A 24,654-nucleotide genomic window follows, 5' to 3' on the forward strand; every position below is an offset into this window, starting at 1 on the left:
TACACTCAAAATTGTATACAAAATCGCATGCCAAATCAAAACAAATGGGAACACCGACTGGAGAACCGACATGAAAACCATCAATAGCCTTGGGATTGCCGCGGTCGCGGGTCTCATGGCATCGGCAGCGGCGCCCGCCTTTGCCGCCGATACGATCACCGTCGCCTCGTGGGGCGGCACCTATCAGGAGGCGCAGACCAAGGCGTTCTTCGATCCGACCGCCAAAGCGCTCGGCATCACCATCAAGCAGGACACCACCAACGGCCTCGACGATGTGCGCCTGCAGGTGACCGGCAATGCTGTGAAGTGGGACATTACCGAACTTGGCGCCGACGAATGCGCGCGCGGCTCGAAGGAAGGGCTGTTCGAGAAGCTCGACTACGGCATCATCGACAAGAGCGGCATCAACCCGAAGCTGGTCCATGACGACTGGGTCGGCATTTCCTACACCTCGGTCGTGCTGATCTACCGGACCGATGTGTTCGGCGACAAAGGGCCGAAAACCTGGGCCGATTTCTGGAACGTGGAAAAGTTTCCGGGGCGGCGCGCGCTCTCCAGCAGCCAGGCGACCGAGACGCTCAGCGTCGCCGCTCTCGCCTCCGGTCTGCCGATCGACAAGGTCTATCCGGTCGATATCGACAGCGCCTTGAAATCGGTCGACAAGATCCGTGGCCATGTCGATGCCTGGTGGACCTCCGGCGCCCAGGCCATGCAGATGGTCAAGGACGGCGAAGTCGACATGGCGAGCATCTGGAACGGCCGCGCCGGCACGCTGAAGAAGGAAGGCGCTCCGGTCAGCTTCTCCTTCGACCAGGGCGTGCTCACCGCCGATTGCATGGTCATCCCGAAGGGCGCCAAGAACAAGGAAGCGGCGATGAAGGCGCTGGCGATGTTCGTCAGCCCGCAATTGCAGGCCAACCTGCCGCTCTATGTCGACAACGGCCCGGTCAACGAAAAGGCTTTCGAGACCGGCAAGATCCCGCCGGAGCGGATCAAGGACATCAACTCGGCGCCCGAAAACGTCAAGAAGCAGGTGCTGCAGGATGCCGAGTTCTGGCGCGACACCCTGGTCGAGGCGACGGAGAAGTTCAACAATCTGATCCAGCAATAACTGGACAGCAGACACTTCACGGCGGGGCGGCGTAGGCCGTTCGCCCCGCCTCCTCTTCGCCGACCAGAGCAGTTCACCGTTTCTCCGAAACGTCGAACCACTCTGTCTCTTTGTTTTCGCGCAATTCCGAACGGAAAACCGCTTCACACTTTTCCTGGAATTGCTCTAAGGAGAAAAGAATCTTGTCCATTGCGCCATCCGCGCTGCCGATCAGCATGCGCCGGATCGAGAAACGATTTGGCAGCGTGCCGGTGCTGCGCGACCTGAACCTCGATGTCGAGGCCGGCGAGTTCCTGACGCTGCTCGGCCCTTCCGGCTCCGGAAAGACGACGCTGCTGATGATCCTGGCCGGGTTCGTGCGGGCCAATGGCGGGTCCATCAGGGTCGGCGACGACGAGATCATCACCACGCCGCCGCACAGGCGCAACATCGGCATGGTGTTCCAGAACTATGCGCTGTTTCCGCATATGAACGTTTTTCACAACATCGCCTTTCCGTTGAAGCAGCGCGGCGTGGCGGCGACAGAGACCGCCGAGCGTGTCCAGAAGGCGCTGGAGCTGGTGAAGCTCAAGGGCCTGGGCGAACGGCGTGTCGATCAGATTTCCGGCGGCCAGCGCCAGCGCGTGGCGCTGGCGCGCGCCATCGTCTTCGAGCCGCGCATCGTGCTGATGGACGAGCCGCTGTCGGCGCTCGACAAGGGCCTGCGCGAGCATATGCAGATCGAGCTGCGCGCCTTGCACCGGCGGCTTGGCATGACGACGGTCTATGTCACCCACGACCAGCGCGAAGCCATCACAATGTCGGACCGCATAGCCGTCATGAATGCCGGCCGCATCGAGCAGCTCGACAAGCCCGAAACGCTCTACGCCGCGCCGAAGACGCAATTTGTCGCCGGCTTCATCGGCGAATCGAATTTCATTCCGGTCGAGTGCCGCAACGGTTCGGTCTGGTATGAGGACAGGCGGATCCAGACCGCCGGGGCGCCGCCGGCGCCGGGCCAGCACCTCATGGTGGTGCGGCCGGAAAAGCTGCGGCTGGTGACGGCGGCCGAACGATCGAACGGCATCAATGTGCTCGACGCCACGGTCGGCGACATCATCTACCAGGGCGACAGTTTCGTCTGCTACGCGGTGCTGCGCGACGGCCGCCAGCTGACATTGCGCGACTATTGCCGCAGCGATGTGCTGGCCAGGCTGCCGGCGCCCGGCCAGCCGATCAGCCTCGGCCTCGATGCGCAGGACACAATCCTGGTGGCGGCCGAAGGATGAGCGCGCCATCCGCCCTTCTGAACGAAACGACCGGCGGCGCGGGCCGGGACCTGAACGCGCAGGCGCTGCGCGCCGACGCGCGGCGTGAATCGCTGCGGCTGCTGGCGCTTTTGTCGCCCAGCTTGTTCCTGGTCTTTGCCATCATCATCGTGCCGATCGGCTGGCTGTTCTGGCTGTCGCTGTACGACGAGAACGGGGCCTTGAGCGCCTCCAACTATGCGCGCTTCTTCGAGCAAGCCTCCTACATCAAGACCTTCGTCACCACCTTCAAGGTCGCCTTCATCGTCACCGGCGCGTGCGTGCTGCTGGGTTATCCCCTCGCCTACATGCTGTCGCAGCTGCCGCGCCGGTCGGCGTCGATCTGCCTGATCTTCGTCATCCTGCCGTTCTGGACGTCGGTGCTGGTGCGCACCTATGCCTGGCTGGTGATCCTGCAGCGCAAGGGCCTTATCAACAGCTGGCTGATCGACCTCGGCGTGATCAGCCAGCCGCTGTCGCTCGCCAACAATCTGTCCGGCGTCGTCATCGGCATGACGCACATACTTTTGCCGTTCCTGGTGCTGCCGCTCTATGCCTCGATGAAGACCATCGACACCGATTGCCTGCGCGCCGGCATGAACCTTGGCGCAGGTCCGGCCGCCACTTTCCGGCAGATCTTCTTTCCGCTGTCGCTGCCTGGCCTTGCGTCGGGCGTGGTCATCGTCTTCGTGCTGTGCCTCGGCTTCTTCGTCACGCCGGCACTGATGGGCGGCGGCAAGGTGATCATGTGGGCGATGCGCATGGAGCAGACCACCAGCCTCTATTCCAACTGGGGCGCGGGTGCGGCGCTCGGCGTGGTGCTGCTGGTGGTCACGCTGGCGCTTCTCGGTCTCTTCCAATGGCTGCTTGGCGCGCGCGCCACCGGTGTGTGGAGTTCGCGATGAGCGGGGATGTCGGCCTGCCTATCTCACACCGGCAACGTCTGTGGCTTTACGCGCTGGGCGGCCTGGTGCTGTTGTTCCTGATCGCGCCGTCGGTCATCATCGTCATCATGTCGTTTTCGGATTCGACGCTGCTGCAGTTCCCGCCACAGCAATGGTCGCTGCGCTGGTACGAAACCTATTTCGGCTCGCTGGAATGGCGCGACGCCACCATCGTCTCGGTCAAAGTGGCCGTCATGACCGTGCTGGTGGCGACGCCGCTCGGCACCGCTGCTGCCTATGCGATCAACCGGGGCACGCTGCGCTTCAACGGCACCATCAACGGTCTGCTGACGGCGTCGCTGATCATCCCGGTGATCCTGATCGGCATCGGCACCTTCTTCCTCTATGCCCGCATCGGCCTCAACAACACGCTGACCGGCCTGGTCATCGCGCATACGGTGCAGGCGCTGCCGCTGGTGGTGCTGACCGTGCTGTCGGGCCTGCGCTCCTACGACATGAACCAGGAGCGCGTGGCGCGCAGCCTGGGTGCCGGGCGCATCGCCGCCTTCTGGCAGGTGACGATGCCGCAGATCCGCTTCTCCATCGTCTCGGGCGGGCTGTTCGCCTTCATCACATCCTTCGACGAGGTAGTGGTTTCCCTGTTCATCTCGGGCGGCGAGACCACCACGCTGACGCGGCGCATGTTCAACGCGCTGCGCGACCAGATCGACCCGACCATCGCCGCCATCTCGACCTGCCTTATCGTGCTGTCGGTTCTGCTGCTATCGGTTGCGCAGATCTTCGGGCGGCGGCATTGATTTCACCAGACCAATTCGCAGAAGTGACCCATGGGATATCCAGACAGAATGCGTGATTTCCAGTTTCCAGGCCGCTCGCCGGTTCGTGCCACGCAAGCGGTTGCCGCGACCTCGCACCCGCTTGCGACCCTTGCCGCGATCGACATGCTACGCGCCGGCGGCAATGCCATGGACGCCGCCGTCTGCGCCGCCGCAGTGCAGGGCGTCGTCGAACCGCAATCGACCGGCATAGGCGGCGATTGCTTCGTCCTCTACTGCCCGAAGGGGCAGGGCGACGTGCTGGCCTTCAACGGCTCGGGCCGCGCGCCCGCCAAGGCTGATGTCAACTGGTACCTGGACAAGGGTTTCAACGAGCTTCCGAAACAGGGACCGCATGCGGTGACCGTGCCGGGCGCCGTCGATGCCTGGAGCCGGCTCCTGGAAGACCATGGCCGCAAGAGCCTGGCCGAGGTGCTGGCGCCTGCCATCCACTATGCCGAGAACGGCTATGTCGTGCATGACCGCGTCGCCTTCGACTGGGCCGAACCGGAGACCGACCTGTCGGCCGACGAGCATGCCGCGCGCATCTTCCTGCCGGGCGGCCAGGCGCCGAGGGCCGGCGACATCCACCGCCAGCCAGAACTCGCCGCCACCTTGCGGACAATCGCCAAACAGGGCCGCGCCGGCTTCTACGAAGGCGCCGTTGCCGACGACATGGTGCGCCGGCTCAACGAATTGGGCGGGCTCCATTCGCACGAGGATTTCGCCGCGACCAAAGGCGACTATGTGGCGCCTGTCAGCACCACCTATGGCGGCTACGGCATCCACCAGATGCCGCCGAACAATCAGGGGCTGACGGCGCTGCTCATGCTGAACGTGCTGTCGGGCTTCAAGCTCGGCGAACTCGACCCCAACGGCGCCGAACGCCTGCATCTGGAAATCGAAGCGGGGCGGCTGGCCTATCAGGACCGCGACCGCTTCGTCGGCGACCAGGACCAGGTTCATGTGCCGGTGCAGCAACTTCTGTCCGGCGCCTATGCCGACCGGCTGCGCGCCGAAATCCACCGCGACCGCGCCATGACGCACCTGCCGCGCCTGGATCTGCCGGGCAGCGACACGGTCTACATTTCGATCGTCGACCGCGACCGCAATGCGGTCTCCTTCATCAACTCGACCTATTATTCCTTCGGCAGCGGCGTCGTCGGTCCGAAGACCGGTGTCGTGCTGCAAAACCGTGGCTCGAGCTTCCGCCTCGACCCGGCGCATCCGAACGCGATCGCGCCCGGCAAGCGGCCGATGCACACGATCATGCCCGGCATGGCGACGAAGAACGGCCGCGTGGTGATGCCGTTCGGCGTCATGGGCGGCGGCTATCAGCCTTTCGGCCACGTGCATCTTCTGACCAACATGATCGACTTCGGCATGGACCCGCAACAGGCGCTCGATGCGCCGCGTGTGTTCTACAATGACGACACTGTGGAGGCCGAACGCGGCGTTCCCGCCGAGGCGATCGAAGGCTTGCGCAAGCGCGGCCATCGCATCGCCGAACCGCAGCATCCGCTTGGCGGCGGACAGGCGGTGCTGATCGATTGGGAGAAAGGCACGCTCACCGGCGCCTCCGATCCACGCAAGGATGGGATGGCGCTTGGGTATTGAGGCGGTCGGGAGAAATTCCCGAACGTCGGCGCCGCCCCTCATTGCCCGCCGGGCATTTCTCCCCGTAAACGGGGCGAAAGAAGCTGACGCCGACCGGTCCGCCAAAGTCCCAGCGTTGGAAAAGAGGTGCCGGCGACACGTCCATCTTTCCTTTTCCCCGTTCGCGGGGAGAAGGTGCCTGAAGGGCGGATGAGGGGCGGCGCCAATGTCGACAATTGTCCAGGATCGTCCGCTGGACTTCTAAAAGCAGTCGTTTGAACATAGCCGGTGACCATGACCCAAGCTGAAACCTACCCCAACCTTTCCCGCCGTCTCGCCGCCGGCGCCGATGACGCGCCGGCGATCCTGGCGCCCGACAGGGCGACGCTGACCCATGGCGGGCTGCGCGGCCTGATTAAGGCCACGGCCGAGCGGCTGCACGCACTCGGCATCGGCCGGGCCGACCGGGTGGCGATCGTGCTGCCGAACGGGCCGGAGATGGCCACCGCATTCGTCGCGGTGGCGGCCGCCGCCTCGACGGCGCCGCTCAATCCCGCCTATCGGGCCGACGAACTCGATTTCTACCTCACCGACATCGGCGCCAAGGCGATCCTTGTCGCGGAGAACGAGACCGGCCCGGCGGTGGCCGTCGCAGAACGTCTCGGCATCGGCGTACTGCGGCTTGTCGTGCAGCCCGATACCCCTGCCGGCAGCTTCACCGTCGAAGGCACCGCGATCGGCCCACAGGCGGCGCCCGACATGGCGGGGGATGGCGACATTGCGCTTTTGCTGCACACATCGGGCACGACATCGCGACCAAAACTGGTGCCGCTCAGCCATGCCAACATCGCGGCTTCGGCCACCCATATCGGCGCAACGCTCGGCCTGAACGCCGACGACCGCTGCCTCAACATCATGCCGCTGTTCCACATCCATGGGCTGATCGCGGCGGTGCTGTCTTCGCTCGCAGCCGGCGGCAGCATCTACTGCACGCCGGGTTTCAACGCGCTGCGCTTTTTCCAGTGGCTGAGCGATGCCAGGCCAAGCTGGTACACGGCGGTGCCGACCATGCATCAGGCGATCCTGCCGCGCGCAGCGCGCAATGAAGAGGCGCTGGGGGCAGCACGCCTGCGCTTCATCCGCTCGTCCTCGGCGTCGCTGCCGGCGCAAGTGATGGCGGAACTCGAAGCGACCTTCGGCTGCCCGGTGATCGAATCCTACGGGATGACCGAGGCCGCCCACCAGATGGCGTCGAACCGGCTGCCGCCGGGCCTGCGCAAGCCGGGCAGCGTCGGCGCCGGCGCCGGCCCCGAGGTCGCGGTGATGGCGCCCGACGGGCGGCTGATGGAAGCCGGCGAGACCGGCGAGATCGTCATTCGCGGACCCAATGTCACGGCAGGCTATGAGAAGAACCCGGATGTCAATGCCACGGCCTTCGCGCATGGCTGGTTCCACACCGGCGACCAGGGCGTGCTCGACGAGGACGGCTATCTCCGCGTCACCGGCCGGCTCAAGGAGATCATCAACCGTGGCGGCGAAAAGATCTCGCCGCTCGAGGTTGACGACGTGCTGATGGATCATCCGGCGGTAGCGCAGGTCGTGACCTTCGCCATGCCGCATGACAAGCTCGGCGAGGAGGTGGCGGCGGCGGTCGTACTGCGCGAAGGCATGAGCGCCAGCGAAAGCGATATCCGCGCTCACGCCGCGACGCGGCTCGCCGATTTCAAGGTGCCGCGCAAGGTGCTGATCCTGGACGAGATCCCCAAGGGCGCGACAGGCAAGCTGCAGCGCATCGGCCTTGCCGCCAAACTTGGGCTTTGACGATGAAGATCACGATTTTCGGCGCCGGCGCGATCGGCGGCTATCTCGCCGCCAAGCTGGCGATCGCCGGCCGCACCGATCTGTCGATCGTGGCGCGCGGCGCGCATCTGGAAGCGATCCAGGCCAACGGCCTGCGCCTGATCGAGGACGGCGAGGAATCGAGGGCGCCGGTGAGATCCGCCGCGAAGGCCGAGGAGCTCGGCGTGCAGGACGCCGTCGTGCTGGCGCTGAAAGCCCATTCGCTGACCCCGGCGCTGGACCAGATCGCGCCATTGCTCGGGGATCACACATCCGTCGTCACCATGCAGAACGGCGTGCCGTGGTGGTATTTCCATGGCGTCGGCGGGCCGCTCGAAGGCACCAGGCTGAACGCGGTCGATCCTGGCGGCGCGATCTGGCAGCGGATCGGGCCGCAGCGCGTCATCGGCTCGGTCGTCTATCCCGCCGTCGAGGTCGACGCCCCCGGCCTTATCCGCCATGTCGAAGGCAAGCGCTTCTCGCTCGGCGAACCCCGTGGCGAACGCAGCGAACGGGTGACGCGACTGGCCGAGGAAATGGTCAAGGCCGGCCTGCAGGCGCCGGTACGCGAGGACATCCGCAGCGAAATCTGGGTGAAACTGTGGGGCAACCTCTCCTTCAACCCGATCTCGGCACTGACCGGCAGCACGCTTGCGGGAATCGTCGCCGACGAAGGCACCCGCACGCTTGCCCGCACCATGATGCTGGAGGCGCAAGCGATCGGCGAAAGCCTCGGCGTGCGTTTTCCCATTGGGGTCGACCGCCGCATCAGGGGCGCCGGCGATGTCGGCGAACACAAGACCTCGATGCTGCAGGATCTGGAGCGCGGCCGGCCTATGGAGATCGACGCGCTGGTGAGCGCCGTGCAGGAACTTGGCCGGCTAACGGACAAGCCGACGCCAACGATCGATGCCGTGCTGGCGCTGGTAAGGCGGCTGGCGGTGGAGCGCGGGTGTTATGGGTGAGGGGACAGACTGAGCCATGTGGGGGGCTGCCTGCACAAGATCATTGACCGGCAGGCAGTGCTCGAACTCCTCGAAACAATCCCTGGAACGACGCGTTCAGCCGCCCTCAAGCCCCGCCTTGTCGACCAGATAGAAGATCGTATTGGCCTCGCCGCCCGGCCGCGCCCGACGTGGCGAATCCGCAACCCTACTCGGCGGCCGTCTCGGATGGCGCTTCTGCCGGCCCCGAAGGCTCGGCCTCGGCACGGGGCTTGCGCCGCGAAAACAGCGACCTCAGCGTGACGTAGAACACCGGCGTTAGGAACAGGCCGACGAAGGTGACGCCGAGCATGCCTGAGAACACCGCGGTGCCGAGCGACTGGCGCATTTCTGCGCCCGGGCCGGTTGCGATCATCAGCGGCACGACGCCGAGGATGAACGCGAAGGCGGTCATCAGGATCGGCCGCAGCCTCAGCCGGCAGGCTTCGACGGCAGCCTCGGCGGCCGACAGGCCGCGTTCCTGCGCCTGTCGCGCGAATTCGACGATCAGGATCGCGTTCTTGGCGGCAAGCCCGATCAGGACGATGAGGCCGATCTGCACGAGGATGTTGTTGTCCAGCCCTCGGAAAGACACGCCGAGCAACGCCGCGAGCACGCCGAGCGGTACCACCAGCACAATGGCGAACGGCAGCACCCAGCTTTCATATTGTGCCGCCAGCGCCAGGAACACGAACAGCACCGATAGTCCGAAGATATAGACAGCGGCATTGCCGGTGTTGCGCTCCTGGTAGGCGAGCTCGGTCCATTCATAGGAGGTACCGGCCGGCAGCGTCTGTGACGTGATCGCTTCCATCTTCGCCAGCGCATCACCCGTGGAAACGCCGGGCGCGGCGTTGCCCTGCAGCGGCACCGAGACGTACATGTTGTAGCGCTGGACCAGCGCCGGGCCAGTGACGTCGCGGATCTCGATCAACGTGCCGAGCGGAACCAGCGCGCCGGTCGCCGAGCGCACCTTCAGCTTCAAGATGTCGGCGCGATCGAGGCGGAACGCCTGGTCGGCCTGCGCCCGCACCTGGTAGACGCGCCCGAAAGCATTGAAGTCGTTGACGTAGGCGGTGCCCAAATTGATCGACAGCGTCTCGAAGATGTTGGGGATCGGCACGTTTAGGATGCGCGCCTTGTCGCGATCGATCGCCAGGAAGAATTGCGGGCTCGACGCGGAGAACGTGGTGAACACGCCCGTCAGCCCCGGCGTCTTGTTGGCCTTGCCGGCGATTTCATAGGCAAGCGCCAGGATCTGCCGCATGTCGGCGCTGTTGCGCTCCTGGATCTGCAGTTTGAAACCGCCGGCATTGCCGACGCCACGGACCGGCGGCGGCGGCAGTGCGATAATGAAGGCTTCCTTGATGCTTTGCAGGCTGCCGAACAGATTGCCGATGACCTTGGTTGCCGACTGGCCGGCCTTCAGCCGCTCGTCAAACGGCTTGAACCTGGCGAAGATCACGCCGGCGTTGCTGGCGTTGGTGAAGGTCGCGCCGGAGAAGCCGGCGAAGGCGACTGCGTAGTCGACGCCAGGCGTTTTCTGGATGATCTGCGACGCCTGCTGGATGACCGCATCGGTCCTCGACAGCGAGGCGCCGTCCGGCAACTGGACGACGACGATCGCATATCCCTGGTCGAGCGACGGAATGAAACCGCGCGGCACCGTCTGCACCATGTAGACCGTGGCGTAGATGAGGGCTGCGAAAACGGCCAGCATGGCGGTGATCGCTATCCGCGAGCCGACCAGCACGCGGATGATGCTCGAATACCAATGCGCGACCCTGTCGAAGCCGCGATTGAAGCCGTCGGCGAGCGCCCGTCCGAACCGCGCCAGGAAAAAGCGCGGCGCCGCCGCCGCGGAGTGGTGCGGCTTGAACAGCAGTGCGGCTAGCGCCGGCGAAAGCGTCAGCGAATTGAATGCCGAGATCGCCGTCGACACCGCGATGGTGATCGCAAACTGAAGATAGAACTGCCCAGAAATGCCGGGGATGAAGGCTGTCGGTACGAACACGGCTATCAGCACCAGCGAGATCGCGATGATGGCCGTTCCGACTTCGTTCATAGTCAGGTGCGACGCCGGATTGGGCGCCAGCCCACTAGCGATATTGCGCTCGACGTTCTCGACCACGACGATCGCATCGTCGACGACGATGCCGATCGCCAGAACGAGGCCGAACAGCGTCAGCATGTTGAGCGAGAAGCCGGCGGCGTACAGCACCGCCAGCGTGCCAATCAGCGACACGGGGATCGCCACGATCGGCACGATCGCCATGCGCCACGATTGCAGGAAGACGATGATGACGATGATGACCAGCAACATCGCCTCGAGGATCGTCTTGTAGACCTCCTGGATCGACTCGGCGACGAACTCGGTCGGATTGTAGACGATGTCGTAGCTCAACCCCTTCGGGAAGTCGCGGGAAAGCTCCTTCATCTTGTCCTGGATCTCCGCGGCTGCGGCGAGCGCATTGGTGCCCGGCCGCTGGAAGATGGCGAGCGCCACTGCCGGTTTGCCGTTGAGATAGGAGTTGGTGACGTAATCCTTGGCGCCGAGCTCGATGCGCGCCACGTCCTGCAGCGAGATCAGGCGGCCGTCGTCAGTCGATTTGACGATCACGTATCGGAAGTCGCGTGCGTCGTTGAAGCGGCCTTGCGTGGTGACCGTGTACTGGAACGCCGTGCCAGTATTGGTCGGCGGCGCGCCGATCGAGCCGCCCGACACCTGGACGTTCTGGTCGCGCAGCGCCTGCACCACATCGCCCGAGGTCATCCCCAGAGCGGACAGTTTTTCCGGATCGAGCCAGATGCGCAGCGAATATTCGCGCTCGCCGAAGATGATGAGGTCGCCGACGCCGTCAAGTCTGAGCAGTATGTCGCGCACCCGCGAGCGGGCGTAGTTCGAGACGTAGAGCTGGTCGTAGGTATTGTCGAGCGACAGCATGTGCACGACCATCATCAGGTCGGGCGAGCTCTTGGTCGTGGTGATGCCCAGGCGGCGGACTTCTTCCGGCAGGCGCGGCTCGGCGACCGACACGCGGTTCTGCACCAGCACCTGCGCCTTGTCGAGATCGGTGCCCAGCTTGAAGCTGATGGTCAGCGCCATCGCCCCGTCGCCCGACGAATAGGACGACATGTAGAGCATACCCTCGACGCCGTTGATCTCCTGCTCGATCGGCGTCGCCACCGTCGCTGCGACCGTCTCGGCGTCGGCGCCCGGATACTGCGCGCGAACGACGATGGTCGGCGGCGCAATCTCGGGATATTGCGCGACCGGCAGCTGGGTATAGGCAATCCCGCCAAGGATCAGCAGGACGATCGAAACGACCGATGCGAAGATTGGGCGGTCGACGAAGAAATGTGCGAACCTCATTGCTGCAACCCGGCGGTCTCGACCTTGGGCGGCAACGCCACCATCTCGACCTTCACCTTGGTGCCGGGCCTGGCGTGCATCAGCCCGTTGACGATGATCGTCTCGCCGCCGGTCAGGCCCGAGCGGATCACCCGGTAGCCGTCGAGAAGCGGGCCGGTGCGCACGGGCTTCGCCGACACCATCCCCGCCTCATCCACCAGGAACACGATGCGGCGATCCTGATCGGCGCCGATCGCCTCGTCGGGCACCAGCACGCCGCTATGCGGCAGCGACCCCGGCACGTTGATGCGCCCGAACATGCCTGGCTGGAGAATGCCGTCGGCGTTGGGAAACCTCGCACGCACCCGCATGGTGCCGGTCGCGTTGTCGATCCGGTTCTCGGCAAAATCGAGCTTGCCCTTGAATACCGCCTCCGCGCGGTCGGCGACACGAACCTCCACATCGAGCCCGCCGGCGCCTTCCTGCATGGTGCCCCCACGCGCCTTCGCGTCGCGGGCGTAGCTGAAATACAGGCGCTCATCGACGTCGAAATAGAAGTCGATCGGGTCGCGCGTAACGATGGTCGTCAGCAAGGTGGAATCCGGCTGCACGAGGTTGCCGACCGACACCAGCCGGCGGTCGATGCGGCCGGACAAGGGTGCCTTGATCTCGGTGAATTCCAGATTGAGGCTCGCTGCCGTCAGCGCAGCCGTCGCGCCCTGCATCTGCGCCTGCGCCGAAAGGTATTCCCGCCGGCGGTCGTCGACCGTGGCGGTTGAGATATTGCCGGTCTTGGCGAGTTCGTCGGCGCGATCCAGCTGCATCTTGGAGAATTCGAGCAGACTCTTGGCAACGTCCACTTGCGATTTGGCGGCATCAAAAGCCGCCTGGTACGGACGCTGGTCGATGGTGAAGAGCAGGTCGCCCTTGTTGACCAGTGCGCCGTCCTGGAAGCTGACCTTGTCCAAATAGCCGCTGACGCGCGAACGGATGGCGACCTGGTCGACCGCTTCGAAGCGCCCGACGAACTCGTCGTCTTCGACGATTTCACGGACCACCGGCTTGGCCGCCGTCACCACGGGCAGCTGCTGGTCCTGCGCAAACGCAGTGCTGCTGAAAGCCATGCCGAGCAGGAATGCCCCCGACACGGCGGCGCGGGCAAGCCAGCCGGCCGATCGACGGGGTCGACCGCCCGCGTCGCGATGCAATTGCCTATTCTCTGGGGTGTCCATTTGCGTCCCCGCTCGCTGGACCCGGAGGTCGGTTGATCCGCTTTTACGCTCAGGCTTTTCGTCGAGATCAGAGCACTGCAGTGTTGTGCATGGCAACATGATCATTTTCCATGTGGGCTGAAATGTCCACCCTGTGGCTGCCTCGCCACTTGGCTAGAGCAGTCGCGATTTAGCGGCCAAGGTGGGGCGCCGGCGGAATGGCACCTTTTCTGGCTGGTTCGTCCCAGAACCGGACCGTCCGCTTCTTCCGGCCCACCTCAAGACGTCTGCACATCGGCGCAGATTTCGCCTTGCCTCATGACGGCGATGCGGTCGCGGCCTACCACCGGCAGATCGTGGCCGATGAACAGCATGTCGCCTGCTGCCGGTCCTTCAACAGGTTGAGAATCTGTGCCTGGATGGAGACGTCGACCGCAGCCGGCCGGCGCCGCCTTCGCTAAGCGGCGTTGCCGGTCTGAGATTTGCGCAGCAAGCCCGTCGCCGGATCGAACAAGGCCTTGGCGGCGGCGGGGCTGTTGACGCGGGCTGCGTCGAAGGCCAGTGCGTCCTGCATAGGAAGGGCTGGCGAGAAGAGAAAGCCTTGCGCGATCATGCAGTCGAGCGACCGCAGGATCATGCGGTCCGCGTCGGTTTCGACGCCCTCGGCGACCACCTCTATTCCCAGCGTTCGTCCGAGATCGATGACGGCCTTGACCAGGGCCTGGTCTTCCACGGAGCTGGCGAGATCGCGAACGAAGTCCTTATCGATCTTGATCTTGCGGATCCGGCTGTCCTTCAGCGAAACCAGCGTCGAAAAGCCGGTGCCAAAATCATCCAGCACAATGGATATGCCGGCATCCGCCAGGCGCTCCAGCTTTTCGTCAATCCGGTCGCGATCGACGGGCGCTTCTTCGGTGATCTCGATCTCGAGCATCGCCACCGGGACATTCTTCGTCTTGAGGCTGTCGAGGATCATTTCATCGACATTGCCCGCCTCGAGCTCGCGCGGCGACAGGTTCATCGCGACTCGGACATGCTGACGGCCGTTTTTCATCAGCTCTTCGATCATGGCGCAACAGTTGAGAAACACCGTTTCCGTCAGCAGGGAAAGCAGCCCGGTTTCACGCGCCGCGGTGACGATTTCGGGCGGGGAGATGGCGCCATGAACCGGATGTCGCCAGCGCAGCAGAGCCTCGAAGCCGACGACGGCATTGGTGTCCAGCCGCACCAGAGGCTGGAACCATGAGCAAAGCGTGCCGGTTTCGATCGCCCCGCGGAGATCGCGCTCGATGCAGTGCTTGCGTTCGAGCCCGCGGTCGAGCCCGGCATCGAAGAGGCGGTATTCATTCCTGCCACTGCGCTTGGCCGCGTAAAGCGCGAAGTCCGCACGCAGCAGCATCTGCGTCAATTGCGGTCTGTCCGACACATAGATGCCGATCGAAGCGCCGACGCGCACCGAATTCAACGCCGGATCCGGATTTGCGATTGCCGCGATGATCGAGGAGGCCAGTTGGTCGGTCGAAAGCACGGATTTGCCGGCGGGAAAGAGCAGCACGAACTCGTCGCCGCCGATGCGCGAAATGGTCGCCCCTGGCGGCGCATGGTCCTCTATTCTGCGCGCAACCCTGACCAGCAGGCTGTCACCGATATTGTGACCATAGGTGTCGTTGACGGATTTGAAGCCGTCCAGGTCGATCAGCATGGCCACGAACGGACCGTCGGCAAGTCCGAGCTCGCGGATGGCCTGCTCGAGCCCGTACCTGTTGAGCAAATTCGTTAGCGGGTCCCGCCTGGAGTTTCGCTCCATCTGGGTGGCGAAGTCTTTCGCCTCGTATTTGAGGCGGCTTGTTTCGCGGAAGCGGGCCTGTCCAAGAAGTGCGCTTCTGATCATGCCTACGAGAAACAGCAGGACCGTGAAAGCCAGGATGTAATTTTCGATACCGCCTTTCGCCAAGAGGCAGCCGATGGCGATCAAAAGCGGCAGCGTCATGAAGTTGATCGAGGCCGGGGCGTATGATGTGCCGTAGGTGACGGAACCGGCCGTCGCGCCTGCCAGAACGATCAGGTAGATCGGCGCCTGGGGGGTGGTGTAGCCGTCGGTCAGCACCGCCAGGAAAGACCAGGCGACGCCCGACGCCAGGGCCAGCATGCCATAGGAAGAAAGCCGCGCGCCGATCGGCTTCAGCCAGTTGCCTTCTGTGCCCGATTGGGAGAGAGCGAGCGCTATGCGTGCGCCATTTATCGTGGCGACCGCCGCAAACCACAGCACCGCCGCAAACCCGCCGCCCACAAGCAGCTGCACGGCCAGGATCAGGGCCGAAAGCACCGTGCCGATAGGCATCGAAATGAAGACACAAGCCCGCAGATCGGCGAACTGATCCCGGAGAATCCCAGCGTCCACGGATTCGCCCTGCCCCTGAGGGGCGGACCCTTGAACAGGCTGCATGGAGTGCGTCATAGGGGCAAGTAGCTAGGCTAGTCGGGTGAAAATCGCGTTAAGGATTTCAGCACCTTACAGTGCAATCGCTCGATTGCCGGCCGGTGCCGCCCGGTTCTTGCACTCGCTGGAGCGCGGCCGGCCTGAGCCTTGACGCGCTCACGCCCTGCCCAACATATCGTAGGCCCGCCCTCACTCCCAATCCGAGAAGGCGTGGCGAAACCGACATGTCCTAATTCGCATTCATCGAGGAACCTTCCATGCTCCGATATGCCTGCCTTCTCGGAATTTCAGCCATGACAGCGGCTCATCCCGCGATGGCGCAGAGCGATGCCGAAATGAAAGCGTGCATCGACCGGTCCGGCGGCGCCACCTCGGAAATGCTGGATTGCGGGAAGGCCGAGATTGACAAGTTCGATGCCAGGTTGAACGCGGCTTACAACACCCTGATGCATCGCGAGCATGGCGCCGAACGCACCCGGCTGCAGCGCGAGCAGCGCGCCTGGCTGAAACATCATCTGCGGGAAACGCACCGTCTTGCCGCCGATCCCGACAACGGATCGGCGGCCTTCCTTTCATCTCAAGGGTTTGAACTGGACGATTTGAACGCACGCACCGCCGAACTCGAAAAGCGTGTCCAGCAGAATCCGTAGTCACTCAACCGGGATCATCGGCGCAATCGTGGATTGCTCCTCGCGTTTGCGCCTCAAGCCTCCAAATCGGCCGCTTGACTTGAACAGACACGGGACGGGCCGATCTCACAAAGTGGTTGTGTTCGACCCGGGCGACCGGTTACTAAAGGGCCGATGTCGCGGCACTTCGAGATCCTGAGTTAGTCTTCCCCGTTTGCCAGCCGTGCTGGGCTGGATGAGGTTGTCTCAGGGTTTCGATCCGTTGAAATGGAGCAAACGGGCATGGGCATTCTGGACTTTATTTCCAAACAATTTATCGACGTCATCCAGTGGACTGCCGACGATCCGGGCGTGCTGGCCTCTCGTTTCCCAATGTCTGGCATGGAAATTCAGAACGGCGCCCAGCTCGTGGTGCGCGAGACGCAGAAGGCGGCCTTCTTCAATGAAGGCAAGATCGCCGACGTCTTCGGGCCAGGCACCTACACGCTCAATACCCAGACGCTGCCTGTGCTGACCTATCTGAAGAACTGGGACAAGTTCTTCGAGTCCCCCTTCAAGTCGGACGTGTATTTCTTCGACACCAAGGACCAGATCGACCGCAAATGGGGCACCACACAGCCGCTGACAGTCCGCGACAAGGAATATGGCCCGATCCGCCTGCGCGCCTTCGGCAACTATTCCTATGCCATCGGCGATGTCGAGATGTTCTGGTCGCGCCTGGTCGGCACGACCGAGCGCTCCACCTCCGAGATGATCGAAGGGCAGCTGCGCGGTGTCATCCTCATGGCCATCGCCACCACGCTTGGCCAGAGCAGCGTCGCCTTCATCGACATGGCGGCCAATCAGGAAGCATTCTCGCAGAAGCTGGCGGAGGCGATCGGTCCGGCGCTGCGAGCCTACGGCATCGACGTCAAGAGCTTCTACGTGCAGAGCCTGTCGCTGCCCGACGAGCTGCAACGCGTCCTCGACAACGTGAGCTCGATGAACATGCTGGGCGATCTCAATCGCTACGTCCAGTTCCAGACCGCGGAATCGATCCCGATCGCCGCCGAGAATCCGGGCGGCTTGGCGGGGGCGGGAGCCGGTCTCGGGGCAGGGCTGGCGATCGGCCAGACCATGGCGCAGGGTTTCGGCCACGCCGCCGCTCCGGCAGCGCCGGCCCAGGCGGCGCCGTCCCAACCGGCCGAAGATCCGATCCAGCTGCTCGAAAAGCTCGGCGGCCTGCTCGCCAAGGGAATCCTGACGCAGCAGGAATTCGACGCCAAGAAGGCCGAACTCCTGTCGCGAATCAAATAGGCTCCGAAGCGAGCCCAGCTTTCCAAACCTTGCGGTGCCGGGGGGCCGGCGCAGCCAACCGCCAACTCAGGGTTTTCATGCGCAAGTTCGCCTGTCCGTCCTGCGGCGCGGACGTCACTTTCCAATCGGCGCAGTCGGTCTATGCCGTTTGCGCCTATTGCCAGTCCATGGTGGTGCGCACGGATGTCGACGTGAAGTCGATCGGCGTGATGGCCGCCCTGCCGGACGACATGAGCCCGTTGCAGCTGGGCAGCGGCGGCTATTTCGAGGAGCAGTCCTTCACGCTGATCGGGCGGCTGAAGATCGGCTGGCGCGACGGGCTGTGGAACGAATGGCACCTTCTGATGGCGGACGGCCGGCGCGGCTGGATCGGTGAGGCGCAAGGGTCCTTCTCCATCAGCTTCGAACTGGACGGCGCCCTGCCCCGCGACGTCAAGGCGACCCTCGCCCACTGTCGGGCGCTGCTGACAAGCGGCAAGGCCGCCGAGGCAAGACCCGGCTTTGTGGTCGAGCTCGGCGGCGTCACGCTGCGCGCGGTCGACATCAAGCTGGCGACCTGCCTGGGATCGGAGGGCGAACTGCCCTTCGCCGCGCCCAAGGGCCGCCGGACGGTCGCGATCGACTGCATCGGCAGGAAGGGCGAGTTCGCGACGCTCGATCATGATGGCCGCGAGGCCCATGCCTATGTCGGCCGTTATGTGGAATGGGATGACTTTCGCTTCACCAATCTGCGACCACTGGAGGGGTGGTGATGGGCGAGCCTTCGATCCTGCCGTCCGCCGCGCCGGCGCCGCCGCCGCGCGCGCCGGGCAAGCCGCGCACCTTCGCCTGCCCGAATTGCGGCGGATCGGTCACGCTCCGCGCGGCCGGCCAGTCGATATCAGCCACCTGCAGCCAGTGTTCGTCCGTGATCGATGTCGCCGACGAAAATCTGGACATCATCGAGACGGCGCAATCGGCGATGCAGGACGCCGAGATCCCGATCGGCGCGCGTGCCCGGCTTGGGGATATAGAATGGGAAGTCGTCGGCTATATGCGGCGCAGCGATGGGCCCGGCGACTTCCGGTGGACCGAATACCTGCTGTTCAACCCCTATCACGGCTATCGATTCCTCGCCGAGGAATACGACCACTGGACCCTGGTGAAGATGCTGAACCGCGACGTCCCCGGCGCGGGCGACCAGGGCTGGATCGATGCGAATGGGCGCAGCTACCAGTTCTTCGGCAAGGGCTTTGCCCGCACAACCTACGTTGCCGGCGAATTCTTCTGGCGGGCATCGACCTCGGACGTCACCGCCGTAACCGACTATATCGCGCCGCCCTACAGGCTGATGGTGGAGAAAAACGACGAGGAGATCATCGTCTCCGAGGGCGAATATCTCGACGCAAGCCTCGTCGCGGCCGCCTTCAAGCTGCCGCTGCGCGTGCCCTCGTCCTTCTCGGCGGGCGTCAGTCAGGTCAATCCCTACAAGGCTTCCTTCAACGTCATCATGGCGGCGGTGGTTGGTGCCACGCTGCTGCAAGTCGTCTCGCTGGCAATGTCGGAAAACGCGATCGTCAGTTTCCAAACCTACGATCTGAGCGCCGCCGACAAGGGCAAGACCCTGTCCTCCAGGCCGTTCCGATTGGAAAAGGGGGGTAATGTCGAGATCGAGACCACCTCGTACCTCAGCAACGACTGGCTTGAGCTCAACATGGCGCTGGTCAACACCGACACCAACCAGGGCTATCCGGTGTTCCAGGCACTGGAGCATTACAGCGGACAAGATTCCGACGGCAGCTGGGAGGAGGGCGGCTATGACACGACTTCGCTGCTGCCGCCGGTTCCGCCGGGCACCTATCAATTGCTGGTCGAGCCCGATGCCGGCGTGTTCTCCAGGGCGCCGTCACCGGCGCAGCGTGTCGTCATATCAGTCCGGCACGGCGTGCCGGTCTGGTCGAACTACCTGATCGCCATGGTGCTGCTACTGGTCGTGCCGGCGTTCGGCCTCGTCAAGCGGTCGATGTTCGAGAAGTCGCGCTGGGAAAAGGGCGGCGTTGCCGATTGATGTGAGAGAGGAAGAGATGAGCAAGCTGCAGATGATCTATGCCATGCTGGTCGTGCTCGGCATGTCGGCGGCCAACTTCAACGGCTATGCCGTGACCGCGATGTTCAACGGCAAGCAGGCCGCCAACCGCGGCGTCAACGAATATCACAAATAGGGGGCTTTCAATGGATATGACCGGCCTGATCGATTTGAAACTCGTCGTTGCCTCTTTGGTCTATTCGAGCCTGGGCCTCGTCGTCTTCGTCATCGCCTTCGTGCTGCTTGACCTGCTGACACCGAAGGTGCACGTCTGGAAAGAAATCTGCGAGAAGCAGAACATGGCGCTGGCGATTTTCCTGGGGTCGGTGGCGATCGGCATTGCCCTCATCATCGCCTCTGCGATTCATGGCTGACGGGCGATCCCTGGGCGAGTTGGCGTAAGGCGCTTTCGTGGAAATCCTGCTGCTCTTTTCGGCCTTCGTCATCGCGACCTGCGGGCTGGTCTACGAATTGATCGCCGGCACGCTGGCGAGCTACCTGCTCGGCGATTCCGTCACGCAGTTCTCCACCATCATTGGCGCCTATCTCTTCGCCATGGGCGTTGGGTCTTGGCTCTCGCGCTATATCGACCGAAACCTGCTCGCCTATTTCGTCCGCATCGAGCTCTTGATCGGAGCGATAGGCGGTTCCTCGGCTGCGGCGCTGTTCATCCTGTTCGACCAGGTCGCCTCCTTTCGCCTCTGGCTCTATGTCCTGGTCGGCGTGATCGGGATCCTGGTCGGCGTCGAAATTCCCCTGCTGCTGCGCATCCTGGAGGGGCGGCTCGCCTTCAAGGACCTGGTCTCCAAGGTCTTTACCTTCGACTATATCGGCGCGCTCTTCGCCTCGCTGCTCTTCCCGCTGGTGCTGGTGCCGCATCTCGGCCTGATCCGCTCGGCCTTCCTGTTCGGCATCCTCAACACCATGGTGGCGATCTGGATGCTCTATGCCATCAAGGCCGCTATCATACCCAGGCGAGGGGCGCACAAGACCGCGGCCTTCACCGTGCTGGCGCTGCTCATCGCCGGCTTCGTCTGGTCGGAACGCATCCAGTCGATCTCGGAGGCGAGCATCTATCCGGGCACGGTGATCTTCGCCCAATCCACGCCGTACCAGCGCATTGTGGTCACCCGCCAGCAGCGCGACATCCGCCTCTTCCTCAATTCGAACCTGCAATTCTCGTCGCTGGACGAATATCGCTACCATGAGGCGCTGGTGCATCCGGCGATGAGCGCGCTGAAGGCGCCACGCAAGGTGCTGATCATCGGCGGCGGCGACGGCCTGGCGCTGCGGGAGGTGTTGAAATATCCGGCAGTCGAGGCCGTGACCATGGTCGATCTTGACCCCGCCATGACGCGCCTGTTCTCCAGCAACGAGTTAATGACGGCGCTGAATGGCGGCGCCCTGTCCTCGCCCAAATTGACACTGATCAATGCCGACGCCTTTCTCTGGCTGCGGGAACGGAAGCCGGCCGATCAGCGCTTCGATGCGGTGATCATCGATCTGCCCGACCCTTCCAATTTCTCGATCGGCAAGCTGTACTCGCTGACCTTCTACCGCCAGCTGAAATCGGCGCTGAACGATGCCGGCATCGTGGTCATCCAGAGCACCTCGCCGCTCATCGCGCGCAAATCCTTCTGGTGCGTCGACAACACGCTTGCCGCGGCCGGTTACCAGACCGCCGCCTATCATCTCTTCGTGCCGTCCTTCGGCGAATGGGGCTTCATCATCGGCTCCTTCTCGCCCTATCGGGTGCCGGAGCACCTGCCCGAGGGGCTGCGCTTCCTCGACCTGCCGACCATGAAGGCGATGTTCCAGTTTCCGCCCGACATGGCGCACGTCGCCACCGCCATCCAGCGGCTCGATGACCAGCCGCTGGTGCGCTATTTCGACGAGGAGTGGGGCGATTACCTCATCTATTGAAAGCCGGAGCGCGGGGGTGGCCTCGCCATGAGCCGGATCACCCGCAAGCAGTTCCTGGCGCTTGGAGCCGCCTCGCTCGGCCTCGCCGGTTCAGGGTTGGCCGGCAGAGAGCTGCTGGCCGGAAGTATGCTGTCCAGCGGCGTTGAGGGCGGTGCGGTGCCCGGTGAACTCGTCGGCGCCTCCTCCGCCATCGGCCACAGGCTGCGAGGCGGCACCTTTGCCGCGCCGGGCCAGATCCTGCGGACCGATGTCGTCATCGTCGGCGGCGGCATCGCGGGCCTGGGCGCCGGCTATCGTCTCGCCAGAGCCGGTTATGATGATTTCCTGCTGCTCGATCTCGAAGCCGCTCCCGGCGGCAATGCCGCCAGCGGGAAGAACGACGTCTCAGCCTTTCCCTGGGGCGCCCATTACGTGCCGTTGCTGACCCAGGAAGCCAAGGCGGTGCGGGCACTGTTCGAGGATTTCGGCATCATCACCGGCTACGGCCCCACCGGCGCGCCGGTCTACGACGAATATGCGCTGTGCGCCGACCCTTCCGAACGCCTCTACCGCTACGGGCGCTGGCAGGATGGCCTGGTGCCGGCGATAGGCCTCACCGCGCAAGAGGAGACAGAGACCAGCCGCTTCTTCGCCACGATGCGCCACTTTCGCCGGCGCGTCGGCAGCGATGGCAAGCGCGCCTTTGCCATTCCGCTCGACCTCAGTTCGCAGGACGCCGACCTGATGGCACTCGACGCCATCGCCATGACGGCGTGGATGGAGCGCGAAAACTATCGCTCGCCGGGGCTCGCCTGGTATGTCGACTATTGCTGCCGCGACGACTACGGCACGCGGTCGAGGGATGTCTCGGCCTGGGCCGGCATCCACTATTTCGCCTCCCGAAACGGCAGGGCGGCCGATGTCGACGAGCAGGGGCTGGTCACCTGGCCCGAAGGCAACGGCTATCTCGCGCGCCGCCTCGCCGCGGTTCTCGGCCCGCGCGTGCGGCCAAGGGCGCTGGCCTTTGCCGTCGAAACAGGAGGCACGGGCGTGGCGGTCGATGTCTGGGACGCGGCGCAGGACAAGACCTTCCGCGTCGAGGCGAAGGCCGTGGTGCTGGCGACGCCGCATTTCGTCACGGCGCGGCTGATCAAGGATGCGGCCCTTGCCGCCGGCTTTTCCTATGCGCCCTGGGCGGTGGCCAACATCACGCTCGACAGCCTGCCGGGCGGCACGGGCGCCGGCCTGAGTTGGGACAATGTCGTCTTCGACAGCCCCCTGCTCGGCTATGTCGTGGCCACCCACCAGATCACGCAGATGCGCCCCACCAAGACGGTGCTGACCTATTACTGGCCGCTCAGTCACCTGCCGCCCGAGGAGGCCCGCGGGGAGGCCCTGGCGCGGCCCCTGCAAACCTGGCAAGACATCTTCCTCAAGGAGCTTCTCGCAGTCCACCCCGAGCTCGAAGGCCATGTCCGGCGGGTCGATGTCTGGGTTTGGGGCCATGCGATGATCCGGCCGGTGCCGGGCTTCATCTGGGGCGCGCAGCGGCGCGCCAGTCTCGCGCAGAAACCGCCTGTCTTCACCGCCCATTCGGACATGAGCGGCGTCTCCATCTTCGAGGAGGCCTATACGCATGGGGTGCGTGCGGCCGAGAATGCCATGGCCTATCTCAGCCATCCCTTCGAGACGGTGCTGTGATGGCGCATTCCCTCCTCAAGACCCAACCCTGGATATTCTCCGCCCGCTTCGACCTCGGCTTCATCCTGGCGCCGGCGCTGGCGGTGACGCTGGCCGCCCTGGCCTGGTCCCAGTTCGGCGGCGTGGCAAGCGATATGTCGCCCTTGGTCTGGCTGGTGCTCGTGGTCGGGGTCGACGTGGCGCATGTCTATTCGACCCTGTTCCGCACCTATCTCGACCGCGCCGAGCTTCGCGCGCGCCCTTGGCTCTATGGCTTGACGCCGCTGCTGGCCTGGCTGGGCGGCTGCCTGCTCTATTGGTGCGGCAGCCTGGTGTTCTGGCGCGTGCTTGCCTATGCCGCCGTGTTCCACTTCGTGCGCCAGCAATACGGGTTCATGATGATCTATGCCCGCCGGGAGCGCGGCTTGCCGTCGCTTTTCCGCCGCATCGACAAGGCGGCGATCTACGGCGCCACGCTCTATCCGCTGATCTACTGGCATTGCCACCAGCGGCAATTCTCGTGGTTCGTCGAAGGCGATTTCATCCGCCTCGACCTGCCGCTGCTCGCCACCATCGCCGGCCTCTTCTATGGCGCCATCCTGGCCGCCTACATCGTCAAGGAGTTCGCCCTGCTTCGCCGCGGCATCGGCTTCAACCTGCCGCGCAATCTGCTGCTCGTCGGCACCGCGACGTCCTGGTTCATCGGCATCGTGCTGTTTGACAACGACCTCGTCTTCACGGGCACCAACATCATCGCCCACGGCATCCCCTATATCGCGCTGATCTGGGGCTATGGCCGCAACCAGGCGCGGCTGCAGGGCGGGCGCAGTTCCTTCCTGGCGCCATGGATCGCCCATCTGTTCACCTGGCGGGCCGTGCCTGTCTACATGGCCGCCCTCTTCGGCCTCGCCTATCTGGAGGAGGGGTTGTGGGATGGCTTCGTCTGGCGCGAGCATGGCAGCCTCTTCGGCGCCTTCGGGACCCTGCCGTCGCTCAGCTCTTCCGACGCATTGATCTGGCTGGCGCCGCTGCTCGCCTTGCCCCAGGCCACTCACTACATCCTCGATGCCTTCATCTGGCGCATGCAGACCAAGGACACCAATTGGAAGCGGGTGCTGTTCGCGCAAGAGACGGGGCGGTCCTGATGGATACCCGCGTGACCGATCAGGCCCAAACCGAGCAGGCCCAGCCCTTTGCCCCCGGCCTGCATCTGCTCGTCGATTTCTGGGAGTGCCGCGGGCTGCGGGATGCCGAGGGGATCGAGCGCGTGCTGCGCGAGGCGGCGGCGGCCTGCGGCGCCACGGTGCTGAGCGTCATGCTGCACAATTTCGGCGAGAGCGGCGGCATTACCGGCGTCGCCTTGCTCGCCGAATCGCACATCAGCATCCACACCTGGCCCGAGACCGGCTACGCAGCCCTCGACCTCTTCATGTGCGGCCGCTGCGACCCTCGAGGAGCCTTGCCCGTGCTGGAGGCGTGGTTTTCGCCGGGCAGCACGCGGGTGACGGAGCACCAGCGGGGATGAGGTCGGTCCCCCGCCTGCG

The 24,654-nt window shown here is 64.3% G+C and carries 20 protein-coding genes; 17 read left to right on the forward strand and 3 right to left on the reverse strand.

Annotated features, from left to right (window positions below):
• Positions 1-70: 70 nt before the first annotated feature.
• The 7 genes from AC04SF_RS13945 (at position 71) to AC04SF_RS13975 (ending at position 8,517) form a co-directional block, all read left to right on the forward strand.
• Positions 71-1,111, forward strand: a complete 1,041-nt coding sequence (locus AC04SF_RS13945; RefSeq protein ID WP_488478263.1) for an ABC transporter substrate-binding protein — start codon at positions 71-73, stop codon at positions 1,109-1,111.
• A gap of 182 nt (positions 1,112-1,293) precedes the next feature.
• Positions 1,294-2,379 (forward strand): ABC transporter ATP-binding protein, encoded by a 1,086-nt coding sequence (locus tag AC04SF_RS13950; protein ID WP_488478264.1) that lies wholly within the window; start codon positions 1,294-1,296, stop codon positions 2,377-2,379.
• Positions 2,376-3,302: an ABC transporter permease gene (locus AC04SF_RS13955; RefSeq protein WP_488478265.1), complete on the forward strand. Its 927-nt coding sequence runs from the start codon at positions 2,376-2,378 to the stop codon at positions 3,300-3,302. The genes AC04SF_RS13950 and AC04SF_RS13955 overlap by 4 nt, the downstream gene beginning before the upstream one ends.
• Positions 3,299-4,099, forward strand: coding sequence for an ABC transporter permease (locus AC04SF_RS13960; RefSeq protein ID WP_488478266.1), 801 nt, complete (start codon positions 3,299-3,301; stop codon positions 4,097-4,099). The genes AC04SF_RS13955 and AC04SF_RS13960 overlap by 4 nt, the downstream gene beginning before the upstream one ends.
• A 48-nt stretch (positions 4,100-4,147) precedes the next feature.
• Entirely contained in the window at positions 4,148-5,734 is a 1,587-nt protein-coding gene (gene ggt / locus AC04SF_RS13965) for a gamma-glutamyltransferase (protein WP_488478267.1), read from the forward strand.
• 273 nt (positions 5,735-6,007) lie between these two features.
• Positions 6,008-7,534, forward strand: coding sequence for an acyl--CoA ligase (locus tag AC04SF_RS13970; protein WP_488478268.1), 1,527 nt, complete (start codon positions 6,008-6,010; stop codon positions 7,532-7,534).
• Positions 7,535-7,536: 2 nt separating this feature from the next.
• Positions 7,537-8,517, forward strand: coding sequence for a 2-dehydropantoate 2-reductase (locus AC04SF_RS13975; RefSeq protein ID WP_488478269.1), 981 nt, complete (start codon positions 7,537-7,539; stop codon positions 8,515-8,517).
• Positions 8,518-8,704: 187 nt separating this feature from the next.
• On the opposite strand, the gene AC04SF_RS13980 is transcribed toward AC04SF_RS13975, so the two are convergent.
• The 3 genes from AC04SF_RS13980 to AC04SF_RS13990 form a co-directional block, all read right to left on the reverse strand.
• On the reverse strand, positions 8,705-11,908 hold the full coding sequence (locus tag AC04SF_RS13980) for an efflux RND transporter permease subunit (protein WP_488478270.1): 3,204 nt from the start codon (positions 11,906-11,908) through the stop codon (positions 8,705-8,707).
• Positions 11,905-13,011 (reverse strand): efflux RND transporter periplasmic adaptor subunit, encoded by a 1,107-nt coding sequence (locus AC04SF_RS13985; RefSeq protein ID WP_202353631.1) that lies wholly within the window; start codon positions 13,009-13,011, stop codon positions 11,905-11,907. Before AC04SF_RS13985 ends, AC04SF_RS13980 begins: the two co-directional genes overlap by 4 nt.
• Before the next feature lie 544 nt (positions 13,012-13,555).
• Entirely contained in the window at positions 13,556-15,499 is a 1,944-nt protein-coding gene (locus tag AC04SF_RS13990; protein ID WP_488478271.1) for a putative bifunctional diguanylate cyclase/phosphodiesterase, read from the reverse strand.
• A gap of 296 nt (positions 15,500-15,795) precedes the next feature.
• Between AC04SF_RS13990 and AC04SF_RS13995 the strand changes: the two genes are divergently transcribed.
• From AC04SF_RS13995 to speD, 10 genes are all read left to right on the forward strand, one after another.
• The gene (locus tag AC04SF_RS13995) at positions 15,796-16,188 is read left to right on the forward strand and encodes a lysozyme inhibitor LprI family protein (RefSeq protein WP_488478272.1); all 393 of its coding nucleotides are present in this window, start codon (positions 15,796-15,798) and stop codon (positions 16,186-16,188) included.
• Positions 16,189-16,449: 261 nt separating this feature from the next.
• The gene (locus tag AC04SF_RS14000; RefSeq protein ID WP_488478273.1) at positions 16,450-17,463 is read left to right on the forward strand and encodes an SPFH domain-containing protein; all 1,014 of its coding nucleotides are present in this window, start codon (positions 16,450-16,452) and stop codon (positions 17,461-17,463) included.
• Positions 17,464-17,540: 77 nt separating this feature from the next.
• Complete coding sequence (locus AC04SF_RS14005; protein WP_488478274.1) at positions 17,541-18,215, forward strand: DUF4178 domain-containing protein; 675 nt, start codon at positions 17,541-17,543, stop codon at positions 18,213-18,215.
• Positions 18,215-19,510: a DUF4178 domain-containing protein gene (locus AC04SF_RS14010; RefSeq protein WP_488478275.1), complete on the forward strand. Its 1,296-nt coding sequence runs from the start codon at positions 18,215-18,217 to the stop codon at positions 19,508-19,510. Before AC04SF_RS14005 ends, AC04SF_RS14010 begins: the two co-directional genes overlap by 1 nt.
• Before the next feature lie 16 nt (positions 19,511-19,526).
• Entirely contained in the window at positions 19,527-19,664 is a 138-nt protein-coding gene (locus AC04SF_RS14015) for a hypothetical protein (protein WP_202351983.1), read from the forward strand.
• Positions 19,665-19,674: 10 nt separating this feature from the next.
• The gene (locus AC04SF_RS14020) at positions 19,675-19,902 is read left to right on the forward strand and encodes a DUF350 domain-containing protein (RefSeq protein ID WP_488478276.1); all 228 of its coding nucleotides are present in this window, start codon (positions 19,675-19,677) and stop codon (positions 19,900-19,902) included.
• 37 nt (positions 19,903-19,939) lie between these two features.
• Complete coding sequence (locus AC04SF_RS14025; RefSeq protein WP_488478277.1) at positions 19,940-21,451, forward strand: polyamine aminopropyltransferase; 1,512 nt, start codon at positions 19,940-19,942, stop codon at positions 21,449-21,451.
• Positions 21,452-21,478: 27 nt separating this feature from the next.
• Complete coding sequence (locus tag AC04SF_RS14030) at positions 21,479-23,131, forward strand: FAD-dependent oxidoreductase (protein WP_488478278.1); 1,653 nt, start codon at positions 21,479-21,481, stop codon at positions 23,129-23,131.
• A complete protein-coding gene (locus AC04SF_RS14035; RefSeq protein ID WP_488478279.1) occupies positions 23,131-24,255 on the forward strand; it encodes a hypothetical protein in 1,125 nt (374 codons plus the stop codon). The genes AC04SF_RS14030 and AC04SF_RS14035 overlap by 1 nt, the downstream gene beginning before the upstream one ends.
• On the forward strand, positions 24,255-24,635 hold the full coding sequence (gene speD / locus AC04SF_RS14040) for an adenosylmethionine decarboxylase (RefSeq protein ID WP_488478280.1): 381 nt from the start codon (positions 24,255-24,257) through the stop codon (positions 24,633-24,635). The genes AC04SF_RS14035 and speD overlap by 1 nt, the downstream gene beginning before the upstream one ends.
• Positions 24,636-24,654 lie beyond the last annotated feature (19 nt).

This window comes from Mesorhizobium sp. CNPSo 4671, assembly GCF_057784245.1.

Coding starts and splice junctions, on each gene's coding strand:
- AC04SF_RS13945 (WP_488478263.1), top strand. CDS start 71: ATGAAAACCATCAATAGCCTTGGGATTGCCGCGGTCGCGGGTCTCATG.
- AC04SF_RS13955 (WP_488478265.1), top strand. CDS start 2,376: ATGAGCGCGCCATCCGCCCTTCTGAACGAAACGACCGGCGGCGCGGGC.
- AC04SF_RS13960 (WP_488478266.1), top strand. CDS start 3,299: ATGAGCGGGGATGTCGGCCTGCCTATCTCACACCGGCAACGTCTGTGG.
- ggt (WP_488478267.1), top strand. CDS start 4,148: ATGCGTGATTTCCAGTTTCCAGGCCGCTCGCCGGTTCGTGCCACGCAA.
- AC04SF_RS13970 (WP_488478268.1), top strand. CDS start 6,008: ATGACCCAAGCTGAAACCTACCCCAACCTTTCCCGCCGTCTCGCCGCC.
- AC04SF_RS13975 (WP_488478269.1), top strand. CDS start 7,537: ATGAAGATCACGATTTTCGGCGCCGGCGCGATCGGCGGCTATCTCGCC.
- AC04SF_RS13980 (WP_488478270.1), bottom strand. CDS start 11,908: ATGAGGTTCGCACATTTCTTCGTCGACCGCCCAATCTTCGCATCGGTC.
- AC04SF_RS13985 (WP_202353631.1), bottom strand. CDS start 13,011: ATGGCTTTCAGCAGCACTGCGTTTGCGCAGGACCAGCAGCTGCCCGTG.
- AC04SF_RS13995 (WP_488478272.1), top strand. CDS start 15,796: ATGCTCCGATATGCCTGCCTTCTCGGAATTTCAGCCATGACAGCGGCT.
- AC04SF_RS14000 (WP_488478273.1), top strand. CDS start 16,450: ATGGGCATTCTGGACTTTATTTCCAAACAATTTATCGACGTCATCCAG.
- AC04SF_RS14005 (WP_488478274.1), top strand. CDS start 17,541: ATGCGCAAGTTCGCCTGTCCGTCCTGCGGCGCGGACGTCACTTTCCAA.
- AC04SF_RS14010 (WP_488478275.1), top strand. CDS start 18,215: ATGGGCGAGCCTTCGATCCTGCCGTCCGCCGCGCCGGCGCCGCCGCCG.
- AC04SF_RS14015 (WP_202351983.1), top strand. CDS start 19,527: ATGAGCAAGCTGCAGATGATCTATGCCATGCTGGTCGTGCTCGGCATG.
- AC04SF_RS14020 (WP_488478276.1), top strand. CDS start 19,675: ATGGATATGACCGGCCTGATCGATTTGAAACTCGTCGTTGCCTCTTTG.
- AC04SF_RS14030 (WP_488478278.1), top strand. CDS start 21,479: ATGAGCCGGATCACCCGCAAGCAGTTCCTGGCGCTTGGAGCCGCCTCG.
- AC04SF_RS14035 (WP_488478279.1), top strand. CDS start 23,131: ATGGCGCATTCCCTCCTCAAGACCCAACCCTGGATATTCTCCGCCCGC.
- speD (WP_488478280.1), top strand. CDS start 24,255: ATGGATACCCGCGTGACCGATCAGGCCCAAACCGAGCAGGCCCAGCCC.